We start from the raw sequence: 17,900 nt of genomic DNA on the forward strand, positions 1-17,900 counted from the left end.
GCTCCGATCGGCCCGCAGGGTATGCCGGCTGCTCGCGTAGGCTCCTCGCTCGTGTCACCCCTTCGCGAATCCTTCGAGCGCACGAGTGCGCCCATGCTTCAGACGTTGGCCGGGCTGCCCCGCGCCGTCCCGTTCCTCCTCGTCCTCGTCCTGATGGTCGCGGGCGTCGTCATCCCCGGTTGGGGCTGGATCCTCGTCGCCGTCGTGACGCTTTTCCTGCTGTGGCTGCTGCTGCTCGGGTGGCCCCGCCTGACGGCGCCGGAGCGGCTCATGCGGGTCGCCGTCGTGGCAATCGCGTTCGCCGTCACCCTCACCCAGGCCTTCCCGAACTGACTGCCCGGTTCGCCAGTTGACAACCATTCTCATTTGAGTTGAGAATGGTTGTCATGAAGCGTCCACTCCTCGTCCTGCCGGTTCTCGGCGCCCTTGCCCTGAGCGCCTGCGGCGGGAGCTCTGCTGACGCCGGCACCGCGGGCGGGTCGAACGGGAGCAAGGCCCTACCCGTCACCGCGGCCTTCTATCCGTTGGCGTATGCCGTGGAGCGCGTCGGTGGGGACCACGTCACGGTGTCGAGCCTGACCAAGCCAGGGGCCGAGCCCCACGACGTGGAGCTCACGCCCAAGGACGTGGCGTCCCTGGGTTCGTCGTCCCTCGTGGTCTACGAGAAGGGGTTCCAGCCCGCCGTCGACGACGCCGTCAAGCAGGTCGACGCGGCCAAGGCCATCGACATCTCCACAGCCGTGGACCTGACGATTCAGGCGACCGAGGACGGGCACGAGCACGAGGCCGAGGGCGAAAGGCACGCCGACGAGGAGACTCCAGGCGTCGACCCGCACTTCTGGCTGGACCCGACCCGCTACGCCAGCGCCGTCAAGGCCATCTCCACCAAGCTGGGCGAGGTCGACCAGGCCAACGCGGCGGCATACGCCAAGAACGCCGACACGTTCGTCGCGGAGCTGACCGCGCTCGACGCCGAGTTCACGGCCGGCCTCAAGAACTGCACGAACCGCGACCTAGTCACCGGGCACGCGGCGTTCGCCTACCTCGCCGACCGCTACGACCTGCACCAGGAGGGCATTGCCGGGCTCTCCCCCGACGCCGAGCCCGACGCGGCCGCGATGAAGGAGGTCATCGAGCACGTCAAGGAGCACAAGGTGAGCACCGTGTATGCCGAGACGCTCGTGAGCAAGGACCTCACCGAGACCATCGCCCGCGACACCGGGGCCACCGTCGCCGTCCTCGATCCCATCGAAGGTCTGACTGACGCGTCCGCCGGGAAGAACTACCTTGAGGTCATGCGCTCCAACCTCGCGACCCTCAAGAAGGGGCAGGGCTGCACGTGAGCAGTCCGCCCCTGATCTCCCTGCGGTCGGCGTCCTTCGGGTATGCCGACCGCACGGTTGTCGACGGCGTGACCCTCTCGCAGGGGGCCGGTGAGGTCATCGCCCTGCTGGGCCCCAACGGCTCCGGCAAGACGACTCTCGTCAAAGGCCTCCTCGGTCTCTCCGAGCACCTCGGCGGCGAGGTGCTGCTCTTCGGGACGCCCCTGGCCCGGTTCCACGAGAAGCCGCGGATCGGCTACGTGCCGCAGCGCCACTCGCTCTCGGCGTCGGTGCGCGCGACGGTCCGCGAGATCGTCGAGACCGGTCGGCTGCCGCTGCGCCCCTGGTGGCGCCCGGCCAACGCCACGGACTCCTCGGTCGTCGACCAGGCCCTCGACGCCGTCGGCCTGCGCGACCGCGAGCGCGAGGACGTGGCTGCGCTGAGTGGGGGCCAGCAGCGGCGGGTGCTCATCGCCCGTGCGCTGGCCGCCCAGCCCGATGTCCTCGTCATGGACGAGCCGACCGCTGGTGTCGACATCGCCAACCAGCGCATCCTCGCCGACGTCCTGTCGACCCTGGCGGCGCGCGGGACCTCGATGCTCATCGTCACCCACGAGCTGGCCTCGCTGCGTGACGTCGTCACGCGGATCGTCTGCATGAACAACGGCCACGTGGACTTCGACGGTGACCCGACGGCATACGCCGCTGGTCATCGCGGCCACGAGCTCGGCGACGGCCACCACCACGACTCCCCCGTCGTCGACGACCGGCGCTCCGGGCTGGCGGCGATCGTCACCGACGCGATGCCGCCGAGGGGGCTGCACCATGAGTGAGCTGCTGGCCCTCGACTTCATGCGACAGGCCCTCATCGCTGCCGTCCTCGTCGGTCTGGCAGCGCCACTCGTCGGTGCCTTCCTCGTCCAGCGGCGGATGTCGCTCATCGGTGACGGCATCGGCCACGTCGCTCTGGCGGGGGTCGCCGTCGGCATCCTCACCGGGTCGATGCCGGTGCTGACTGCGTTGGTTGCCGCCGTCGCTGCCGCGATCGGCGTCGAGGTCATCCGCGCTGCGGGCCGCACGAGTGGCGACATCGCGCTCGCCGTCATGTTCTATGGCGGCATCGCCCTGGGCGTCGTCCTCATCTCGAAGTCGACGTCCACCTCGCCCGGCAACCTCACCGGCTATCTCTTCGGAGCGATCCTCACGACGAGTCGCACCGACATCGCTGTGTTCGCCGCGCTCGCCGTCGTCGTCGTCACGGTGACGTGGCTGCTGCGACACCGCTTCTTCGCCGTCGCGAACGACGAGGAGTACGCCCGCGCCGTCGGCCTGCCCGTCATGGGCTACAACATCGCCCTGTCGGTGCTCACCGCCGTCACCGTCGTCGTCTCGATGCGGGTCGTCGGACTGCTCCTCATCACGGCCCTCATGATCATCCCCAACGCCACGGCCCAGCTCGTCTCACGCAGCTTCCGGAGCAGCCTCGCCTGGGCCTCCCTCATCGGCGTCGCGTCCAGCGTCAGCGGCGTCATCGTCTCCTTCTATGCCGAGACCCCGTCGGGCGGCACGATCGTGCTGCTGGCGATCGGGACCTTCCTCGTCGTGAGCGTCGTCAGCGCCCTGGTGACGCGGGCCCGGCGCGCGGCCCACGAGCGGGCCGAGCGTCACGACCACGAGCACGGTCCGGTGTGCGGCCACCCCGCGGTCCCGCACGACGACCACGTCGACTATCTCCACGACGGCCACCGCCACGCCCCCCACCGTGACCACTACGACGAGCACGAGGACGCTGGCCACGACGAGCACGCCGGACCCGACGAGGGCCGCGGTCACACCACCTCCCAGGACACCGAGGAGATCTCTCGATGACTGCTTCATCCACGGGGGCCGGCAGCGCCACCAGCGTCGGCACGGACGCCTCCCCAGACGCGGCCAGCACCGCGGGCACCGCGGGCAGCGCGGGCACCACGGCCAGCGCCTCGCGGCGACCCACCCGCCAGCGCGCCGCCCTCGCCGAGCTGATGTCCGCGACATCGGAGTTCCTCTCGGCGCAGGACCTGCACTCCAAGCTCCAGTCGCGCGGTGACCAGGTCGGCCTGGCGACGGTCTATCGCAACCTCCAGGCCATGGCTGCCGACGGCGATGTTGACGTGCTGAGGACCGACGACGGTGAGTGCGTCTATCGCTCCTGCGCGACCGACGCGCACCACCACCATCTCGTGTGTCGCGAGTGCGGTCGCACGGTCGAGGTCGAGGGGCCTGCCGTGGAGAGGTGGGCCACCGACGTCGCGAGCCGCAACGGCTTCACGGACGTCACCCACACCATCGAGCTCTTTGGGACCTGCACCTCCCACTGACCCCCACAACCGTCGGTCGAGGTAGCACGACTTGCCGTGCTCCGGAGGTGAGCGCGGCATGTCGTGCTCTCTCGACCTGACCTCCGGGGCCATATACCTGACTCTGTGGACAACCCGGCGGCGCGGCTCGGTGAATCGGGGATGCTTCCGACCCATGAAGCGACTCCCCGACGACCTCGAGGCGCGCCCCTTCTCCACCACGGAGGCCCGCGCGCTCGGCGTTTCTCCGCGAGCGCTCCGCAACAAGGAGCTCCTGGTCCTGACGCGTGGCTCTCGGGTCAAGACCAAGCCCACCACTCTCGCCGAGAGGTCCCAAGCGATCCTGGTAGCCCTGCGCACTCCGGTGGCCTTGTCCCACGTCAGCGCAGCCCTGCTGTGGGGCCTACCGCTCCCGGCAGCCCTCGAGCGGCAGTCAGACCTCGACGTGATGTGTGCTCGCGCGTCGGGTCCCGTCAGGCGAGAGGGGTGCATCGGTCACCGAGGGCTGGAACGGCGCCGCGTGGTGCAGCATCCCTCCGGCGTCGCAGTGACGAGTCTCGCTGACACCTGGGTTGACCTGGGCGAGGTGCTCGACCGGGGCCTCGGACTGGACGACCTCGTCGTGGCGGGTGATGTCACAGCCCGACTCCTGGACGGGTCGGGAGGGGTCGGGCACGGCGTCCAGCTGATGCGGGCTGCCCTCGAGGCGCGGGTCAGGCCGAGGGGCAAGGTCACGCTCTCCGCAGCCCTCCCTCTGGTGTCGCCGCGTGCGAAGTCACCGATGGAGACGCGCGCCCGTCTGATGTTCCACCGGGGCGGGTTGCCGGCACCCGAGCTGAACGTCGAGGTGAGGTTCGAGGATGCTGGCGGCAGTGGCGCAGGCTGGATGCTGGAGGGTGACTTCGTGTGGCGCGAACAGCGCGTCATCGGCGAGTACCAAGGCAGGCACCACCGCGACATCACACAGCGAGCCGTCGATGTCGCGCGCCGTCACCTCGCCGAGGACGAGGGCTGGACCTTCGTGGAGATCTTCGCGGGCGACGTCTACACCCGGCCGAAGCGCATCGCGATGATGCGTCGACTTGCGCTCGCCCTCGGGGTACCCCTGACGGACCTCGATCTTTCCTGATGACCGGATCGAGGTAGCACGACATGCCGCGAGTGCCGAATGATTCCGGCATGTCGTGCTACGCCGACTTCGCGGCTGTGCCTACTCGTAGGGGTTGGTCGGGACGTCGACCTGCTGCACGTTGCGCGCCTCGATGACGGGCAGGGTGGTCGGGTCGTCGACCGAGGTGGAGACCTGCTTCCAGCGGCCGGTGAGGGTCACCCAGTCGTTGTCCACCGGCGCCGGCGCGCCGAGCACGCGCACCTTGATGGCCTGCGCATCGCCGGCACAGCAGTTCAGTGACATGCGGGTGAGAGCCCAGCCATCCCCGGAAGGGAGGGTGGACGCGAAGCCCGTGAGCGAGAAGGTCCTGCCCTCGAGGTTCTTGGGGTCGTCGTAGAGCGCCCTCATCGAGTACTCACCTACCGCCAGCCTCACGTCGCCGTCACCATCAGCGATCGGCTCGAAGAGTGGCGCCTCACCGTCGGTCACGATGCGACCGGAGTCGCGCTCTGCCGAGAACGCCCCCAAGGGACCGGGAGTGACAACACCCAGGAGCAGGAAGGGCACGAGGAGCAGCCAGCCGATGCGCGGTCCTCGCCCGTGGTCGTGCCCGTGGTCCGCCTCGTCCGTGATCTCGTAGGGCGCGACCGCGTCGGGCTCGCCGCCGTCGTCCGCGCGCTCTCGCGCACTCAGACCGAGGATGGCCACGACGATGAGCAGCACGGCGGCCGCGACGATCGGCCAGCGCATGACCGGCTTGACGAAGTTGAGGTAGAGCCCGCCCAACGCCGCGACCACCGAGATCACCCCGATGACCGACAGCGCGGTGCTCTGCATCGACTTGTTCATGCGCGGACCTCCACGTTCCTGGTGAGAGCGGTCATCAGAGGAGCACCATCCCCGTCGCCGTCGCCACGAGCACCGCGACGACGAAGGTGAGCGGGGCGAAGAGCATGGCGAAACGCCGGCCGAACGTCGCGACCTGGAGCGCGAACAGCTTCACGTCGAGCACCGGTCCGACGACCATGAACACGAGGCGGGCGGTCATCGGGAAGGCCGACATGCTGGCGGCGACGAAGGCATCGGCCTCGGAGCAGATCGCGACGATGACGGCGAAGAGGGCGAGGACGATGACGGAGACGAGCAGGTTGCCGGCCAGGGTGTCGATCCACTGGCGGGGCACGACGACGTTGACGGTTGCTGCGACGGCGGCCCCCACGACGAGGTAGCCACCGGCGTGGAGGACGTCGTGCCGCACCTCGTCAACAAAACGCGCGAGACGGGAGCCGCCGGCACGCGCGCGGCGCGGCATACGGATCACGGAGTCCTTGCCGAGGCGGAGCCAGACCCATCCCACGACGACGGCGGTGATCAGCGACGCGATGAAGCGCGCCAGCACGACACGCCAGTCGCCCGCGAACGCCACTGCCGTCGAGGCGAGCACGATGGGGTTGATGGCGGGCGCAGCCAACAGGAAGGTGAGCGCGACGGCGGGCTGGATCCCGCGGGACACCAGCGCTCCCGCGATAGGCACGCTGGCGCACTCACACCCGGGAAGTGCCATCCCCGACAACCCTGCGACCGGCACGGCCGCGGCCGGGGACTTCGGCAACCACCGGCTCAGCACCTCGGGCGGGACGAGCACCGCGACAGCCGCTGACAGCGCCACTCCGAGGGCGAGGAACGGGAGCGCCTGGAGCGCGATGGAGACGAACACGGTGAGCCACGCCTGCACCGCCTCGTGGTCCTCGAGCAGGCCGGTGAGCCTGGGCCGGGCGAGTGCGAGGACGAGCATGAGGGCGGCCAGGACCCAGACCGCGTACCCGCCCGTCTCCGGCTGCGCCTCCGCGTCGTGCCCATGACGAGGCGTATGCCGTGCCTCACGCCGGGTGTGCCCCTCACCTTCCTGGGCGAGGTCCGGGCTGTTCTCGGACGGCGTCAGCGGCGGGGCCTCGACGTCGGGACGGTCGTGACTCACTGGCCGCTCGTGCCGTCGGTCGACGAGCCGGCCAGGTCGACGGCGCCGCCGTAGCGGCGGTCACGGTCTGCATAGATCTCGATGGATCGCCAGAGGTCGCGGCGGTCGAAGTCGGGCCAGAGCGTGTCCAGGAAGACCATCTCGGCGTAGGCGCTCTGCCACAGCAGGAAGTTGCTCGTCCGTTGCTCACCGGACGAGCGGATGAAGAGGTCCACGTCGGGCATGGCCGGCTCAGGGAGGTAGCGCGCCAGCGTCCGCTCGTCGACGTTCTTGGCCTTGATCCGGCCGTCTGCGACGTCCTGGGCCAGCGCACGAGCGGCATCGCCGAGCTCGGCCCGTCCGCCGTAGTTGACGCAGAAGTAGAGGGTCAGCCCGGTGTTGTGCTGGGTGAGCTCCTGGGCGACCTCGAGCTCCTTGATGACCGAGCCCCACAGCCGCGGTCGGCGGCCGACCCAGCGCATCCGCACGCCCCAGTCGTTGAGCTGGTCGCGCCGACGACGGATGACGTCGCGGTTGAAGCCCATGAGGAAGCGCACCTCGTCGGGTGAGCGCTTCCAGTTCTCGGTAGAGAAGGCGTAGGTCGACAGGTGCGTCACGCCGGCCTCGATCGCGCCGGCGACGACATCGAGGAGGGCGCCCTCACCGGCTTCGTGGCCCTTGGTCCGGGGCAGTCCGCGCTGGTTGGCCCAGCGTCCGTTGCCGTCCATGACGATGGCGACGTGGCCCGGAACCAGTGCCGGAGCCAGGGTCGGCGGCTGCGCGCCGCTGGGGTGGGCGAAGGGCCGGCTGGTCACCGCTCCACCATACGGAGCGAGCGCACTCCGTGCTCGAGGTGCCACTGGAGGAACGCCGTCGTCAGCCCACTCCCCTCCCTCCGGTGGCGCAGGTCGGAGGCGTCGGCGATGAACCAGTCGCCCGCGAGGAGCGCGGCGAGCAGTCGGAGCGTGTCGGGAGCGGGCGCCGCGGAGCCCGGGGGACGGCACGAGGAGCAGACCGCACCACCCGAGACGATGTGGAACGCGCGGTGGGGACCCTCGGCTCCGCACTTCGCGCAGTCGTGGAAGCTCGGCGCCCAGCCGGCGATCGCCAGGGCGCGCAGGAGGTAGGCGTCGAGGACGAGATTGGGATCGTGCTCCTTGCCCGCGAGCGAACGCAGGGCGCCGGTCACGAGGAGGTACTGCTGCAGCGCCGGCTCGCGCTCCTCAGTGAGGCGGTCACACGTCTCGAGCACCGCGTTGGCGGCCGTCCACGCGTCGTAGTCGCGCGAGACGACGTCACCCCACGACTCGAGCGTCTCGGCCTGGGTCACGGTGTCGAGGTTGCGACCCTCGTAGCACTGGAGGTCGACGAGCATCCCCGGCTCGAGCCTGGCGCCGAAGCGGGACTTGGTGCGGCGCACGCCCTTGCCGACCGTGCGGACCTTGCCGAGGCTGCGCGTGAGGACCGTGATGATCCGGTCCGCCTCACCCAGCTTGTGGGTGCGCAGGACGATCCCCTGGTCTCGGTAGAGCGGCACCTCCCGATTGTCCCCTGCCACCCTGACAAAGCAGGTATGCCGTGCCGCCCGCGGCCGTGGGGTTATACCGATGACGGCCCACAGCGCTGACGGGCGGCTCCTCCCATGGACGACCCCCCGGGGCGCCCATAGGTTCGTGAGGGTCAGACCATTTCCGTGCATCCGACAAGGGGTAGGACCATGTGTGAGCTTCACGACCAGCAAGGGACCCACGACCACGACGCTGTGACCTCGCAGCCCGACGTCGGACGTCGTCACCTCCTGCGCGGAGCCGGCGGCCTCCTCCTCGGCGGCGGGCTGGTCGTCGCAGGCGCCGGCGCCGCCCATGCGGCCACGTCGCAGAACGGTTGGCCCGCCAGCAGCAGCCCCACTGCCATCGGCATCACGGCGCTCTCCGTGTCGGGGCACAGCTTCCCCGCCGGCGTGCGTGGCGGCCAGGTCCACACGATCCTCGGCTACGTCGCTCAGCGCTTCAACAACGAGGTGGAGGCACTGGTCACCCCCGGATGCTGGGGCTACAACTACCGCGAGATCTCCGGCAGCACGAGCCTGTCCAACCATGCGTCGGGCACGGCCATCGACTGCAACGCGCCCCGGCACCCGCTCGGGGCGTCCGGCACGTTCTCCTCGACCCAGGTGAGTCGCATCCGCTCGATCCTGACCTACTGCAACAGCGTCGTGCGATGGGGCGGCGACTACTCGAGCCGCAAGGACGAGATGCACTTCGAGATCAACGTCGCCCCCGGCGACTCCCGCATCGCCCCGCTGGTCAGCAAGATCGGTGGTGGCACGACTCCCCCACCTCCGACCACCACCTGGTCCACGGTGAGCTCGGGAGCCACTGGCTTCCGGGTGGTGGCGATCCAGCACCTGCTCCGGGCCAGGGGTCAGTCGCTGACCGTGGACGGTGTCTTCGGTGCCATCACCGTGAGCAAGGTCAAGGCCTTCCAGTCCTCGCGCAGCCTCGCCGCCGACGGGGTCGTCGGACCCAACACCTGGTCTGCCCTCGTGGTCACGGTGAAGTCCGGCTCCTCGGGTGAGGCCGTCGTCGCCGCCCAGAAGACGCTCACGGCCCGCGGGTACGCATGCACGGCCGACGGAATCTTCGGTGCGACCACCACCTCCAGGGCCAAGGCCTTCCAGACCAGCCGTGGTCTCGTCGCCGACGGCATCGTCGGCCCAGCGACCTGGGCCAAGCTCACCCTCTGACCCCTCAGGAGTGCCGCATCATCGGGTGACCCGATAAAGACCCGCTCGACCCGAGTTGCCAGGTCGGGTCGAGCGGCCCGAAGCAGGGTCACCCGATAATGCGGTTGCGGGGCGGGGTTTGGGTCTAGAACACACGTTCGATCTGCGGTAGGCTCGGCGGCATGGCCGCAGCGCTGCAGCACTCGCTCTTCGACACCGGTGACGCCATCGACCTCGGCGCCCTCGCGCCGACGCGCACGCTCCTCGACCGCGGCGCCTGGGTCGACTACCAGCCGAGCTGGCTCACCGGCGCCGACCTGCTCTTCGTCGCCCTGCACCACGACGTGCCGTGGAAGGCGGAGCGACGGGAGATGTACGAACGCGTCGTCGACGTGCCACGCCTGCTGAAGTTCTACGAGCAGGGTGAAGCGCTCCCCCACCCAGCCCTCACCCAGGCTCGAGATGCGTTGTCCCACAGGTATGCCGGTGAGCTGGGTGAGCCGTTCGTCTCCGGCGGCCTGTGCCTCTACCGAGACGGTCGTGACTCCGTCGCGTGGCACGGCGACCGGATCGGACGGGCGAGGGACCAGGACACGATGGTGGCCATCCTCTCCGTGGGCTCCGCTCGGTCGCTCATGCTGCGACCGCGAGGGGGTGGACGCTCGATCGGCTTCTCCCTCGGGCACGGCGACCTCGTCGTCATGGGCGGATCCTGTCAACGGACCTGGGACCACGCGATTCCCAAGACCAGCAAGCCCGTCGGGCCGCGGATCTCCATCCAGTTCCGACCCCACGGCATCCGCTGACCCCACCCTCCATGCCACCACCTTTTCTCCCTTGACTCTCGATGAGGCACAGCAATATATTGCATATGAGACGCCCACCCGCCCCGACTGAGAGAAGGAAATGCCATGAGCACCGCCACGGATGGATCGATCAGGAACGTCGTGCTGGTGCACGGCGCCTTCGCCGACGGCTCCGGCTGGCGTGGGGTGCACGAGCGCCTGACGGCCCGCGGCTACCGGGTCTCGATCGTGCAGAACCCGCTCACCTCGCTCGAGGACGACGTCGCGGCCACCACGCGGGTGCTCGACCGCCAGGACGGGCCGACCATCCTCGTCGGCCACTCCTGGGGCGGCACGGTCATCACTGAGGCCGGCCTCCACGAGAAGGTCGCCGGGCTGGTCTACGTCGCCGCCCTGATCCCCGACAGCGGCGAGAGCTCGGGCCAGCAGTACGACGGCTTCGCCGCGACTCCCGACTTCGTCATCGACATCGGCGAGGACGGGTTCGGGTTCCTGAACCCCGAGCACTTCAAGAAGGGTTTCGCCGCCGATGCCAGCGACGCCGATTCCGACCTGATGCGCGACGCGCAGGTGCCGGTGAACATGGCGGTCTTCGCGCAGACGGTCTCGGACGCCGCGTGGCGTCAGAGGCCCAGCTGGGCCGTGTTCGGGACCGAGGACAGGGCCTTCGACCAGGCCATGCTGCAGCACATGGCGCAGCGGGCAGGCGCCGACGTCACCACTGTTGCGGGGAGCCACGCCGTCTACCTCACCCAGGCCGACGCGGTCTCGGACGTCATCGTCGCGGCGGCGGAGGCAGCTCCGGCGGCGGCCTGAACCCCGTGCCGCATCCGGACCCGCACGGCGCTTTGACTCGCCCCGTCATGCAGGGTGCAATACGTTGCATGCCGATCCCCTCGACGTCGACTCCTCCGAGTCGAGCCCTCCTGCGAGACGACGTCTACGGGCGGCTGCGCGAAGCCATCATCGACGGGACGTTCGAGCCGGGCGAGCAGCTCCGGGACGCCGAGGTCGCCACCTGGCTGGGGGTCAGCCGAACCCCGGTCAGGGAGGCCCTGCTCCGTCTCGGCCAGACTGGCCTGGTCGTGGCTCGACCTGGACGCTCGACGATGGTCAGCACGATCGACGCCCGGACCCTGCACGAGGCACGGGACGTCGTGGGGGCCATGCACCAGCTCGCGGTCCGCGAGTCCGTGCCGAGACTGACCGCCGACGACCTGCGCCGGATGAGCGAGGCCAACGAGAGGTTCGAGCAGGCGGTCGTGGCCGGGGATGTCGAGGCAGCGCTCGCCGCGGACGACTCGTTCCACGGCGTGCCCGTGGACGTCTGCGGCAACCGGTCCCTGGCCGTCGTCCTCGAGCAGTTCACACCGGTGCTCCGCAGGGCTGAGCGGCTCCAGTTCGCCTCGGCGAAGGGCCACGACTCGATCGTCCGGCACCAGGAGCTGATCCGACTGTGCTCGGCGGGTGACGCGGACGGCGCCGCAGCTGTCGTCTTCACCACGTTCCACTCGCTCTCCACGGCCGACGGGGCCTGACCCGCGAACATCCCGCACTCTCCCGTTCCGCCGGAGCCGGGACACAAGGCCCATTCCCAACCGCCCTCCACCGAGGAGATGTCGTGAAGCTGCACGAGTTCCCGCGCCACCCGCTGACGTTCGGCCCGAGCCCGGTCCACCGCCTCGACCGCCTCACCGCCCACCTCGGTGGGGCAGAGGTCTGGGCCAAGCGTGAGGACGTCAACAGCGGACTGGCCTACGGCGGCAACAAGATTCGCAAGCTCGAGTACATCGTCCCCGATGTCCTGGCCTCGGGCGCCGACACCTTGGTGTCCATCGGCGGCGTCCAGTCCAACCACACCCGCCAGGTCGCGGCCGTCGCTGCTCACCTCGGGCTCAAGGCTCGCCTGGTGCAGGAGAAGTGGGTGCCGTGGGACGACCCGGTCAACGACAAGGTCGGCAACATCCTGCTCAGCCGGATGATGGGTGCCGACGTCCGCCTCGACACCGCCGGCTTCGACATCGCCATCCGACCCTCGTGGGAGGACGCGGTGCGCGAGGTCAAGGAGTCCGGCGGCACGCCCTACGCCATCCCTGCCGGGGCCAGCGAGCACCCCCTGGGTGGTCTCGGCTTTGCCAACTGGGCCTTCGAGGTGGCCGACCAGGAGGAGCGGCTGGGCGTCCACTTCGACACGATCGTCGTCTGCACGGTCACCGGGTCGACGCACGCGGGCATGGTGGCGGGCTTCGCTGCACTCGAGGAGCTCACGGGGGTGCGCCGCCGTGTCCTCGGGATCGACGCCTCGGCCACCCTGGCCCAGACAACCGACCAGGTCGGCCGGATCGCACGCCACACCGCCGAGCTGATCGAGCTCGGCCGCGACCTCCGTGACGACGAGATCACCGTCCTCGAGGGGTGGGCCGGCGACCTGTACGGCATACCTGTCGACTCCACGATGGAGGCGATGCGGCTGGGCGCCGAGCTCGAGGCGATGATCACGGACCCGGTCTACGAAGGGAAGTCACTGGCGGGCCTGATCGACCTGGTCTCCAGCGGCGAGATCCCGCACGACTCCACGGTCCTCTACGCCCACCTCGGCGGGCAGCCCGCCATCAACGCCTTCCACTCCCTCTGGCCCAGCCCCTAGCCGCGGCGGCGGTCAGCGGATGGTGAGCGCGCGGATGAGGTCCCCGCTGAGCGTGAAGAGGTAGGTGAGGTCGGCGACGTGACCGGGGAAGTCGCCCTCGATCCGGTTCACCACCGCCCACCGGCTCGCGTCGATCCGGCGAGCCGTGACGAGCTCGGTCGTGTAGGTGAACTCGCTCCCGGCTCCCTGGAGGAAGTCGAGCACCTGGGCGGACCCGGCATACCTCTCGTCCTGGTCGACGACGACGGCGTCCTCGGTGAAGGTGCGTGCAGCGGCGTCGGCCTCGCGTGCCGCGTGGGCGGCGAGGAACTCCCGGATCGTCGCAGGCAAGCTCGATGGACTGGTTGCTGGTCTCGGTGGGGATGCTCATGTGGCCGAGCGTGCCGCCTGTCCCGGGCGGAGGGTCAAGCGCTGGAGTCTCCCCCTGGGAGAGGGTGCAGACTACGGCGCGTGGACGCAGGCCTGAGCATCGGAGAGTTCTCCCGCCTCACCCACCTGAGCGTGCGCACACTGCGGCGCTACCACGAAGCCGGACTGCTCGCTCCCGCCAACGTCGACGACGTCACCGGCTACCGCTACTACGCGGCCAACCAGATCCCGAGCGCCCAGGTCATCCATCGGCTACGCGACCTCGACGTCCCGCTCGCGGTCGTGCGACGCATCCTCGCGACCAGCGATCCGGATCTCCGCTCGCACCTGGTGAGGGAGCACCTCCACCGCCTCGAGTCCGAGCTCGACCGCACGCGGGCCGCCGTGCGGTCGCTGAGACGCCTGCTCGCGCCCGAGCCGGCCCCGGTGCAGGTGGAGGTGCGCTCCCTGCCCTCCGCGACAGTCGCCGCGATCGAGGGCGAGGTGGACCTCGACGACGTGCTCAGCTGGTATGCCGGCGCGATGGCCGAGCTCGACGCCACCCTCGACGACTCCGCCGGGGACAGCAGCGGTGCTCCGGGGGGTGTCTACGACAATGCGCTCTTCGAGGTCGGCCGGGGGCACGTGCTCGTCCACCGACCCTGCCCCGACCCTCCCCGCAGGGGGCGGGTCCATCCCGTCGAGCTGCCCGCCGTCGAGCTGGCGGTGGCGACCCACGTCGGCGACCACGACGACATCGACGTCACCTACGGCGAGGTGGGGGCGTGGGTCGTCGCCAACGCCCTCGCGGTCGCCGGACCGGTGCGCGAGACCTACCTGACGGGACCGCGGGACACTCCGGACCCGTCGTTGTGGCGCACCGAGATCGGTTGGCCCGTCTTTGCGGTGACGCGCAGGACCTGACGCGCACAACCTGGCGCGCACGACCCGACGCGCACGGCCTGACGCGAGAGGCCGCACGCCTGGCTCTGCCTTCAGGGCGCCGCCCGGTTCTCGCCGAGCGGTCAGCCCTGATCGGTGCCAGAATCATCGTGTGAACAAGTTACGTTTGCCGGCCATTCATCGGGGAAATGTTTCCACGCCACTCCGCCGCGGTGGAATCCCCGACATGCCAGTCTCCTCGCGCTCGACCCGCTCTCGCACCCGGAAGGGCCTCGTCGCGGCGACGATCGCCCTCCCCCTCGGTCTCCTCGCACCCACCGCGGCGCAGGCCTCCAGCCCTGGTCCTGACGCCGACGACCGCGCCCCGGTCACGCTGGACCTCAACCCTGCAGCCGGTCGCGTGGCCGCGGGCAGCTCGGACGTCAGTGAGCCCAGAGTCCTTGCGGCACAGGCGAACCAGATCGACGACCGCCTCTGGCTCAGTGACGTCACGCGACCCGTCGCACCCGCCGTCTCACTGCGTTCCTTCGAGTGGCTCGACGCTGCCGGCTTCATGCGCGGAGACCTGCTCAAGGTCGACCTCGCCGCCGGGTCGGTCAAGCCGGACTACATCAACAACGGCAAGGTCGCCTCGGCCAGCCCGCTCACGGAGCAGGCGGAGCCGCGTCGGGCGGTCGCTGCCGTCAACGGCGACTATTTCGACATCAACAACTCCAACGCTCCCCAGGGCGGTGCGAAGCAGCTGGACGGGACCGTCGTCAAGGGACCCAACCCGGGACACAACTACGCCGTCGGCGTGGGCGATGACAACCTCGGTCGCATCACCTCGATGTTCCTCCAGGGCAGCATCACCCTGCCCACCGGCCCCATCGCACTGGACGGTCTCAACCAGGCCGCGATCCCGGCGGACGGCGTCACCGTCTTCACGCCCCTCTGGGGTGACTACACCCGCACCCGGGTCACCGGAGGTGCGACCAAGGTCCGCGAGGTCGTGACTCGCGACGGCGTCGTGGAGTCGGTCGCCACGGTGGCCGGAGCGGGTCAGCTGGACCAGGACCAGGTGGCCGTCGTGGGTCGTGGGGGCGGCGCCGACAAGCTGGGAGCGCTCAAGGTCGGTGACAAGGTCTCGGTCGACTACGCCCTGCGCAACGAGGGCGCCAACCTCAAGATGGCCATCTCGGGCAACACCATGCTGCTCAAGGACGGCGCCGTCCTCCCGCAGACCGACAAGGCCATCCACCCCCGCACGGCCATCGGCTTCGACGCCGACGGGTCGACGATGTTCGTCCTCACCGTCGACGGGCGCATGGCCGCGTCCCGTGGGATGACCTATGCCGAGACCGGCACCTTCCTCAAGGAGGTGGGCGCCAGCACGGGGATCAACCTCGACGGCGGCGGCTCGTCGACGATGCTCGCGCGGGAGGCCGGTGAGTCCGACCTCGACGTCGAGAACCAGCCCTCCGACGGTGGGCTGCGCTCGGTGCCGGACGGCGTCGGGCTCTTCGCTGCGGCCGGCTCCGGGGAGGTTCGCGGTCTGCGGCTCGTCACCACCTCCGACGAGGAGAACGCCGACCTGCTGCGGGTCTTCCCGGGCCTCACCCGGCAGCTCACTGCCCTGGGACACGACGAGACCTACGCACCCGTGGCGGCCTCTCCGGCATACCGGGCACAGGGCAACGCCACCATCTCGGGCACAGGACTGCTGCGCGCGAGCGCACCAGGAGACGTCCTCGCCACCGCGGAGATCAAGGCACTCAAGGAGACTCTCGAGCTGACCGTGCTCGGGCCGCTCGAGAGTCTGCGGCCCAGCGTCGACAAGGTCTCGATCCTCGACCCCGCGCAGCCGTCGACCTTCCGGATCGTCGGTGCCGATGCCAACGGTTTCGAGACGCCACTCGAGTCAGGCGACGTCACGCTCGACCACGACCCTGCTCTCGTGGACGTCACCCGCAGCGGAGTGGACTTCACCGTCCGGGCCAAGCCCGCCGTCACCACCGGCGCCGTGGTCATCAAGGCCACCGCCAAGGGAGTCGTCACCCACGTCCCGGTCGCGATCGGGTCGGTCAGCACGACGCTGAGCACGTTCGACGACGCGTCGACGTGGCGCTTCACCCAGGCCCGCGCGGCCGGTTCGGTCGAGCCCGCGGCAGGTCGTGAGGGCGGCACCGGCCTCAGGATGACCTACGACTTCACGAGGTCGACGGCCACCCGGGTCGGCTATGCCCGCCCGGCCACGCCGATCACGATCACCCAGGGCCAGCCGCTCGCGCTCGGCGTGTGGGTCCTCGGGGACGGCAAGGGCGCCTGGACGTCGTTCGGCATCAGCGACGGAGAGGGCAAGGCCGCCTCGCTCTACGGGCCCTACATCACCTGGACCGGCTGGAAGTACATGGAGGTGCCCGTCCCGCAGACCCTCCCGGGGCCGATCACCCTCAACTTCGTGGCTGCCATCGAGACAGGGGCGTCCCGCTCCTACACCGGGGCCGTCGTTTTCGACGACCTCGTCGTCAAGACGGCTCCCCCGGTGAGCGCCCCCGACGCTCCGGTCGTCACCGACCCGGTCGTGCAGCAGCACACCGCGCTGAGCACCACGGGCGAACAGTTCTCGTATGCCGTGATGTCGGATGGTCAGTTCACCGCCGACAACCAGTCGCTCGTGCCGGCGGTTCGCCGCACCATGCGCGAGATCGTCGCCAGCAAACCGGACTTCGTCGTCATCACCGGTGACCTCGTCGACACGGGCTATCCCGCCGACTTCGCCCTCGCCAAGAAGGTGATCGACGAGGAGCTCACCGCCAAGGGTGTGAAGTGGTATTACCTGCCCGGCAACCACGAGATTTACGGGCCCGGATCGACGAGCAACTTCAGCGCCGCCTTCGGCGCCACGCACCACAGCTTCGTCCACAAGGGCACGCGGTTCGTGCTGCTCGACTCCTCCACCGGCACCCTGCGAGGTGGCGGGTTCGACCAGTGGCAGATGCTGCGCTCGGCCCTGGACGACGCCGAGCGGAACGACGCGGTCAACGGCGTGGTCGTGGGCTGGCACCACCCGCCGCGCGACCCGAGCCCGGTGAAGGGGTCGCAGATGACCGACCGGGTCGAGGCCGAGACCGTAGAGGGCTGGCTCTCGGACTTCCGGCTGCGCACCGGCAAGGGTGCATTGTTCGTCGGTGGCCACGTCGGGGCCTTCTCCGCCGGACGGGTCGACTCGGTGCCCTACGTCGTCAACGGGAACTCGGGCAAGGCACCGTCGACCTCACCCGACGAGGGCGGCTTCTCGGGATGGACGACGGTCCGCATCGATCCGGAAGCACCCCGGGTCCCTGCGCCCAAGCTCTACCGGGTCGATCCCGCGGAACCCGGCCCGCACCCGTGGGCACGAGTCCAGATCCGTCCGCACGTGGACCGGCTGGCGGTCAGCGCCCCGCCCGTCGCCATCGAAGCGACGGTCCCGGTGACCACGACGATCACGCAGGGCACGCGCACGTTCCCGCTCGCCTACCCGGTGAGCGCAGCGTGGAGCGGGAAGGGCGTCCACATCGGCACCGCGAACGTCCCCGGAAGTGCCGTTGCGGCATACGACACGTCGACCGGCAGGCTGACCGGCCTGCGACCCGGGACGGGCACGCTCACTGTCACCGTCAACGGCGTGAGCCAGCAGGCCACCGTCACCGTGGGCTGACCCGCTGCCTCGTGTGCCTGAGCGCGACCCGGAGGTCGCGCTCAGGCACACGAAGCTCGTGGG

At 69.8% G+C, this 17,900-nt stretch carries 18 protein-coding genes; 13 read left to right on the forward strand and 5 right to left on the reverse strand.

Going from position 1 to position 17,900, the window contains the following annotated elements; translation table 11 throughout:
* Window positions 1-21: 21 nt before the first annotated feature.
* The 6 genes from ACZZ98_RS00485 to ACZZ98_RS00510 all read left to right on the forward strand — a co-directional run bounded on the left by ACZZ98_RS00485 (window position 22) and on the right by ACZZ98_RS00510 (window position 4,787).
* Window positions 22-333, forward strand: coding sequence for a DUF6703 family protein (locus ACZZ98_RS00485; protein ID WP_463514448.1), 312 nt, complete (start codon window positions 22-24; stop codon window positions 331-333).
* Between the two features lie 53 nt (window positions 334-386).
* Window positions 387-1,343 (forward strand): metal ABC transporter substrate-binding protein, encoded by a 957-nt coding sequence (locus ACZZ98_RS00490; protein ID WP_463514449.1) that lies wholly within the window; start codon window positions 387-389, stop codon window positions 1,341-1,343.
* Complete coding sequence (locus ACZZ98_RS00495) at window positions 1,340-2,155, forward strand: metal ABC transporter ATP-binding protein (protein WP_463514450.1); 816 nt, start codon at window positions 1,340-1,342, stop codon at window positions 2,153-2,155. Before ACZZ98_RS00490 ends, ACZZ98_RS00495 begins: the two co-directional genes overlap by 4 nt.
* Window positions 2,148-3,191, forward strand: a complete 1,044-nt coding sequence (locus tag ACZZ98_RS00500; protein WP_463514451.1) for a metal ABC transporter permease — start codon at window positions 2,148-2,150, stop codon at window positions 3,189-3,191. The genes ACZZ98_RS00495 and ACZZ98_RS00500 overlap by 8 nt, the downstream gene beginning before the upstream one ends.
* Window positions 3,188-3,679, forward strand: a complete 492-nt coding sequence (locus ACZZ98_RS00505; RefSeq protein WP_463514452.1) for a Fur family transcriptional regulator — start codon at window positions 3,188-3,190, stop codon at window positions 3,677-3,679. The genes ACZZ98_RS00500 and ACZZ98_RS00505 overlap by 4 nt, the downstream gene beginning before the upstream one ends.
* A gap of 154 nt (window positions 3,680-3,833) precedes the next feature.
* Window positions 3,834-4,787: a hypothetical protein gene (locus tag ACZZ98_RS00510; protein ID WP_463514453.1), complete on the forward strand. Its 954-nt coding sequence runs from the start codon at window positions 3,834-3,836 to the stop codon at window positions 4,785-4,787.
* An 81-nt stretch (window positions 4,788-4,868) separates the two neighbouring features.
* On the opposite strand, the gene ACZZ98_RS00515 is transcribed toward ACZZ98_RS00510, so the two are convergent.
* From ACZZ98_RS00515 to recO, 4 genes are read right to left on the reverse strand one after another with little or no spacing between them, the layout of a single operon-like run.
* Window positions 4,869-5,618 (reverse strand): TIGR03943 family putative permease subunit, encoded by a 750-nt coding sequence (locus tag ACZZ98_RS00515; protein ID WP_463514454.1) that lies wholly within the window; start codon window positions 5,616-5,618, stop codon window positions 4,869-4,871.
* Window positions 5,619-5,652: 34 nt separating this feature from the next.
* The gene (locus tag ACZZ98_RS00520; RefSeq protein WP_463514455.1) at window positions 5,653-6,747 is read right to left on the reverse strand and encodes a permease; all 1,095 of its coding nucleotides are present in this window, start codon (window positions 6,745-6,747) and stop codon (window positions 5,653-5,655) included.
* Window positions 6,744-7,541 (reverse strand): isoprenyl transferase, encoded by a 798-nt coding sequence (locus ACZZ98_RS00525; protein ID WP_463514456.1) that lies wholly within the window; start codon window positions 7,539-7,541, stop codon window positions 6,744-6,746. Before ACZZ98_RS00525 ends, ACZZ98_RS00520 begins: the two co-directional genes overlap by 4 nt.
* Window positions 7,538-8,263, reverse strand: coding sequence for a DNA repair protein RecO (gene recO, locus ACZZ98_RS00530; RefSeq protein WP_463514457.1), 726 nt, complete (start codon window positions 8,261-8,263; stop codon window positions 7,538-7,540). The genes ACZZ98_RS00525 and recO overlap by 4 nt, the downstream gene beginning before the upstream one ends.
* Window positions 8,264-8,443: 180 nt before the next feature.
* Between recO and ACZZ98_RS00535 the strand changes: the two genes are divergently transcribed.
* From ACZZ98_RS00535 to ACZZ98_RS00555, 5 genes are all read left to right on the forward strand, one after another.
* Window positions 8,444-9,472 (forward strand): peptidoglycan-binding protein, encoded by a 1,029-nt coding sequence (locus ACZZ98_RS00535; protein WP_463514458.1) that lies wholly within the window; start codon window positions 8,444-8,446, stop codon window positions 9,470-9,472.
* Between the two features lie 161 nt (window positions 9,473-9,633).
* Entirely contained in the window at window positions 9,634-10,257 is a 624-nt protein-coding gene (locus ACZZ98_RS00540; protein ID WP_463514459.1) for an alpha-ketoglutarate-dependent dioxygenase AlkB, read from the forward strand.
* A gap of 105 nt (window positions 10,258-10,362) precedes the next feature.
* Complete coding sequence (locus ACZZ98_RS00545; protein ID WP_463514460.1) at window positions 10,363-11,073, forward strand: alpha/beta fold hydrolase; 711 nt, start codon at window positions 10,363-10,365, stop codon at window positions 11,071-11,073.
* A 68-nt stretch (window positions 11,074-11,141) separates the two neighbouring features.
* Window positions 11,142-11,795, forward strand: a complete 654-nt coding sequence (locus tag ACZZ98_RS00550; RefSeq protein ID WP_463514461.1) for a GntR family transcriptional regulator — start codon at window positions 11,142-11,144, stop codon at window positions 11,793-11,795.
* 83 nt (window positions 11,796-11,878) lie between these two features.
* On the forward strand, window positions 11,879-12,904 hold the full coding sequence (locus ACZZ98_RS00555) for a 1-aminocyclopropane-1-carboxylate deaminase (RefSeq protein WP_463514462.1): 1,026 nt from the start codon (window positions 11,879-11,881) through the stop codon (window positions 12,902-12,904).
* A 12-nt stretch (window positions 12,905-12,916) separates the two neighbouring features.
* On the opposite strand, the gene ACZZ98_RS00560 is transcribed toward ACZZ98_RS00555, so the two are convergent.
* Window positions 12,917-13,234 carry a hypothetical protein gene (locus tag ACZZ98_RS00560; protein WP_463514463.1) on the reverse strand — a complete coding sequence of 106 codons (318 nt, stop codon included), beginning with the start codon at window positions 13,232-13,234 and terminating at the stop codon, window positions 12,917-12,919.
* Window positions 13,235-13,354: 120 nt separating this feature from the next.
* Here ACZZ98_RS00560 and ACZZ98_RS00565 point away from each other — a divergent pair, with 120 nt between their 5' ends.
* Both ACZZ98_RS00565 and ACZZ98_RS00570 read left to right on the forward strand, forming a co-directional pair.
* A complete protein-coding gene (locus ACZZ98_RS00565) occupies window positions 13,355-14,176 on the forward strand; it encodes a MerR family transcriptional regulator (RefSeq protein ID WP_463514464.1) in 822 nt (273 codons plus the stop codon).
* 205 nt (window positions 14,177-14,381) lie between these two features.
* Window positions 14,382-17,837: a phosphodiester glycosidase family protein gene (locus ACZZ98_RS00570; protein ID WP_463514465.1), complete on the forward strand. Its 3,456-nt coding sequence runs from the start codon at window positions 14,382-14,384 to the stop codon at window positions 17,835-17,837.
* Window positions 17,838-17,900: the final 63 nt, after the last annotated feature.

Source organism: Knoellia sp. AC549 (assembly GCF_979258975.1).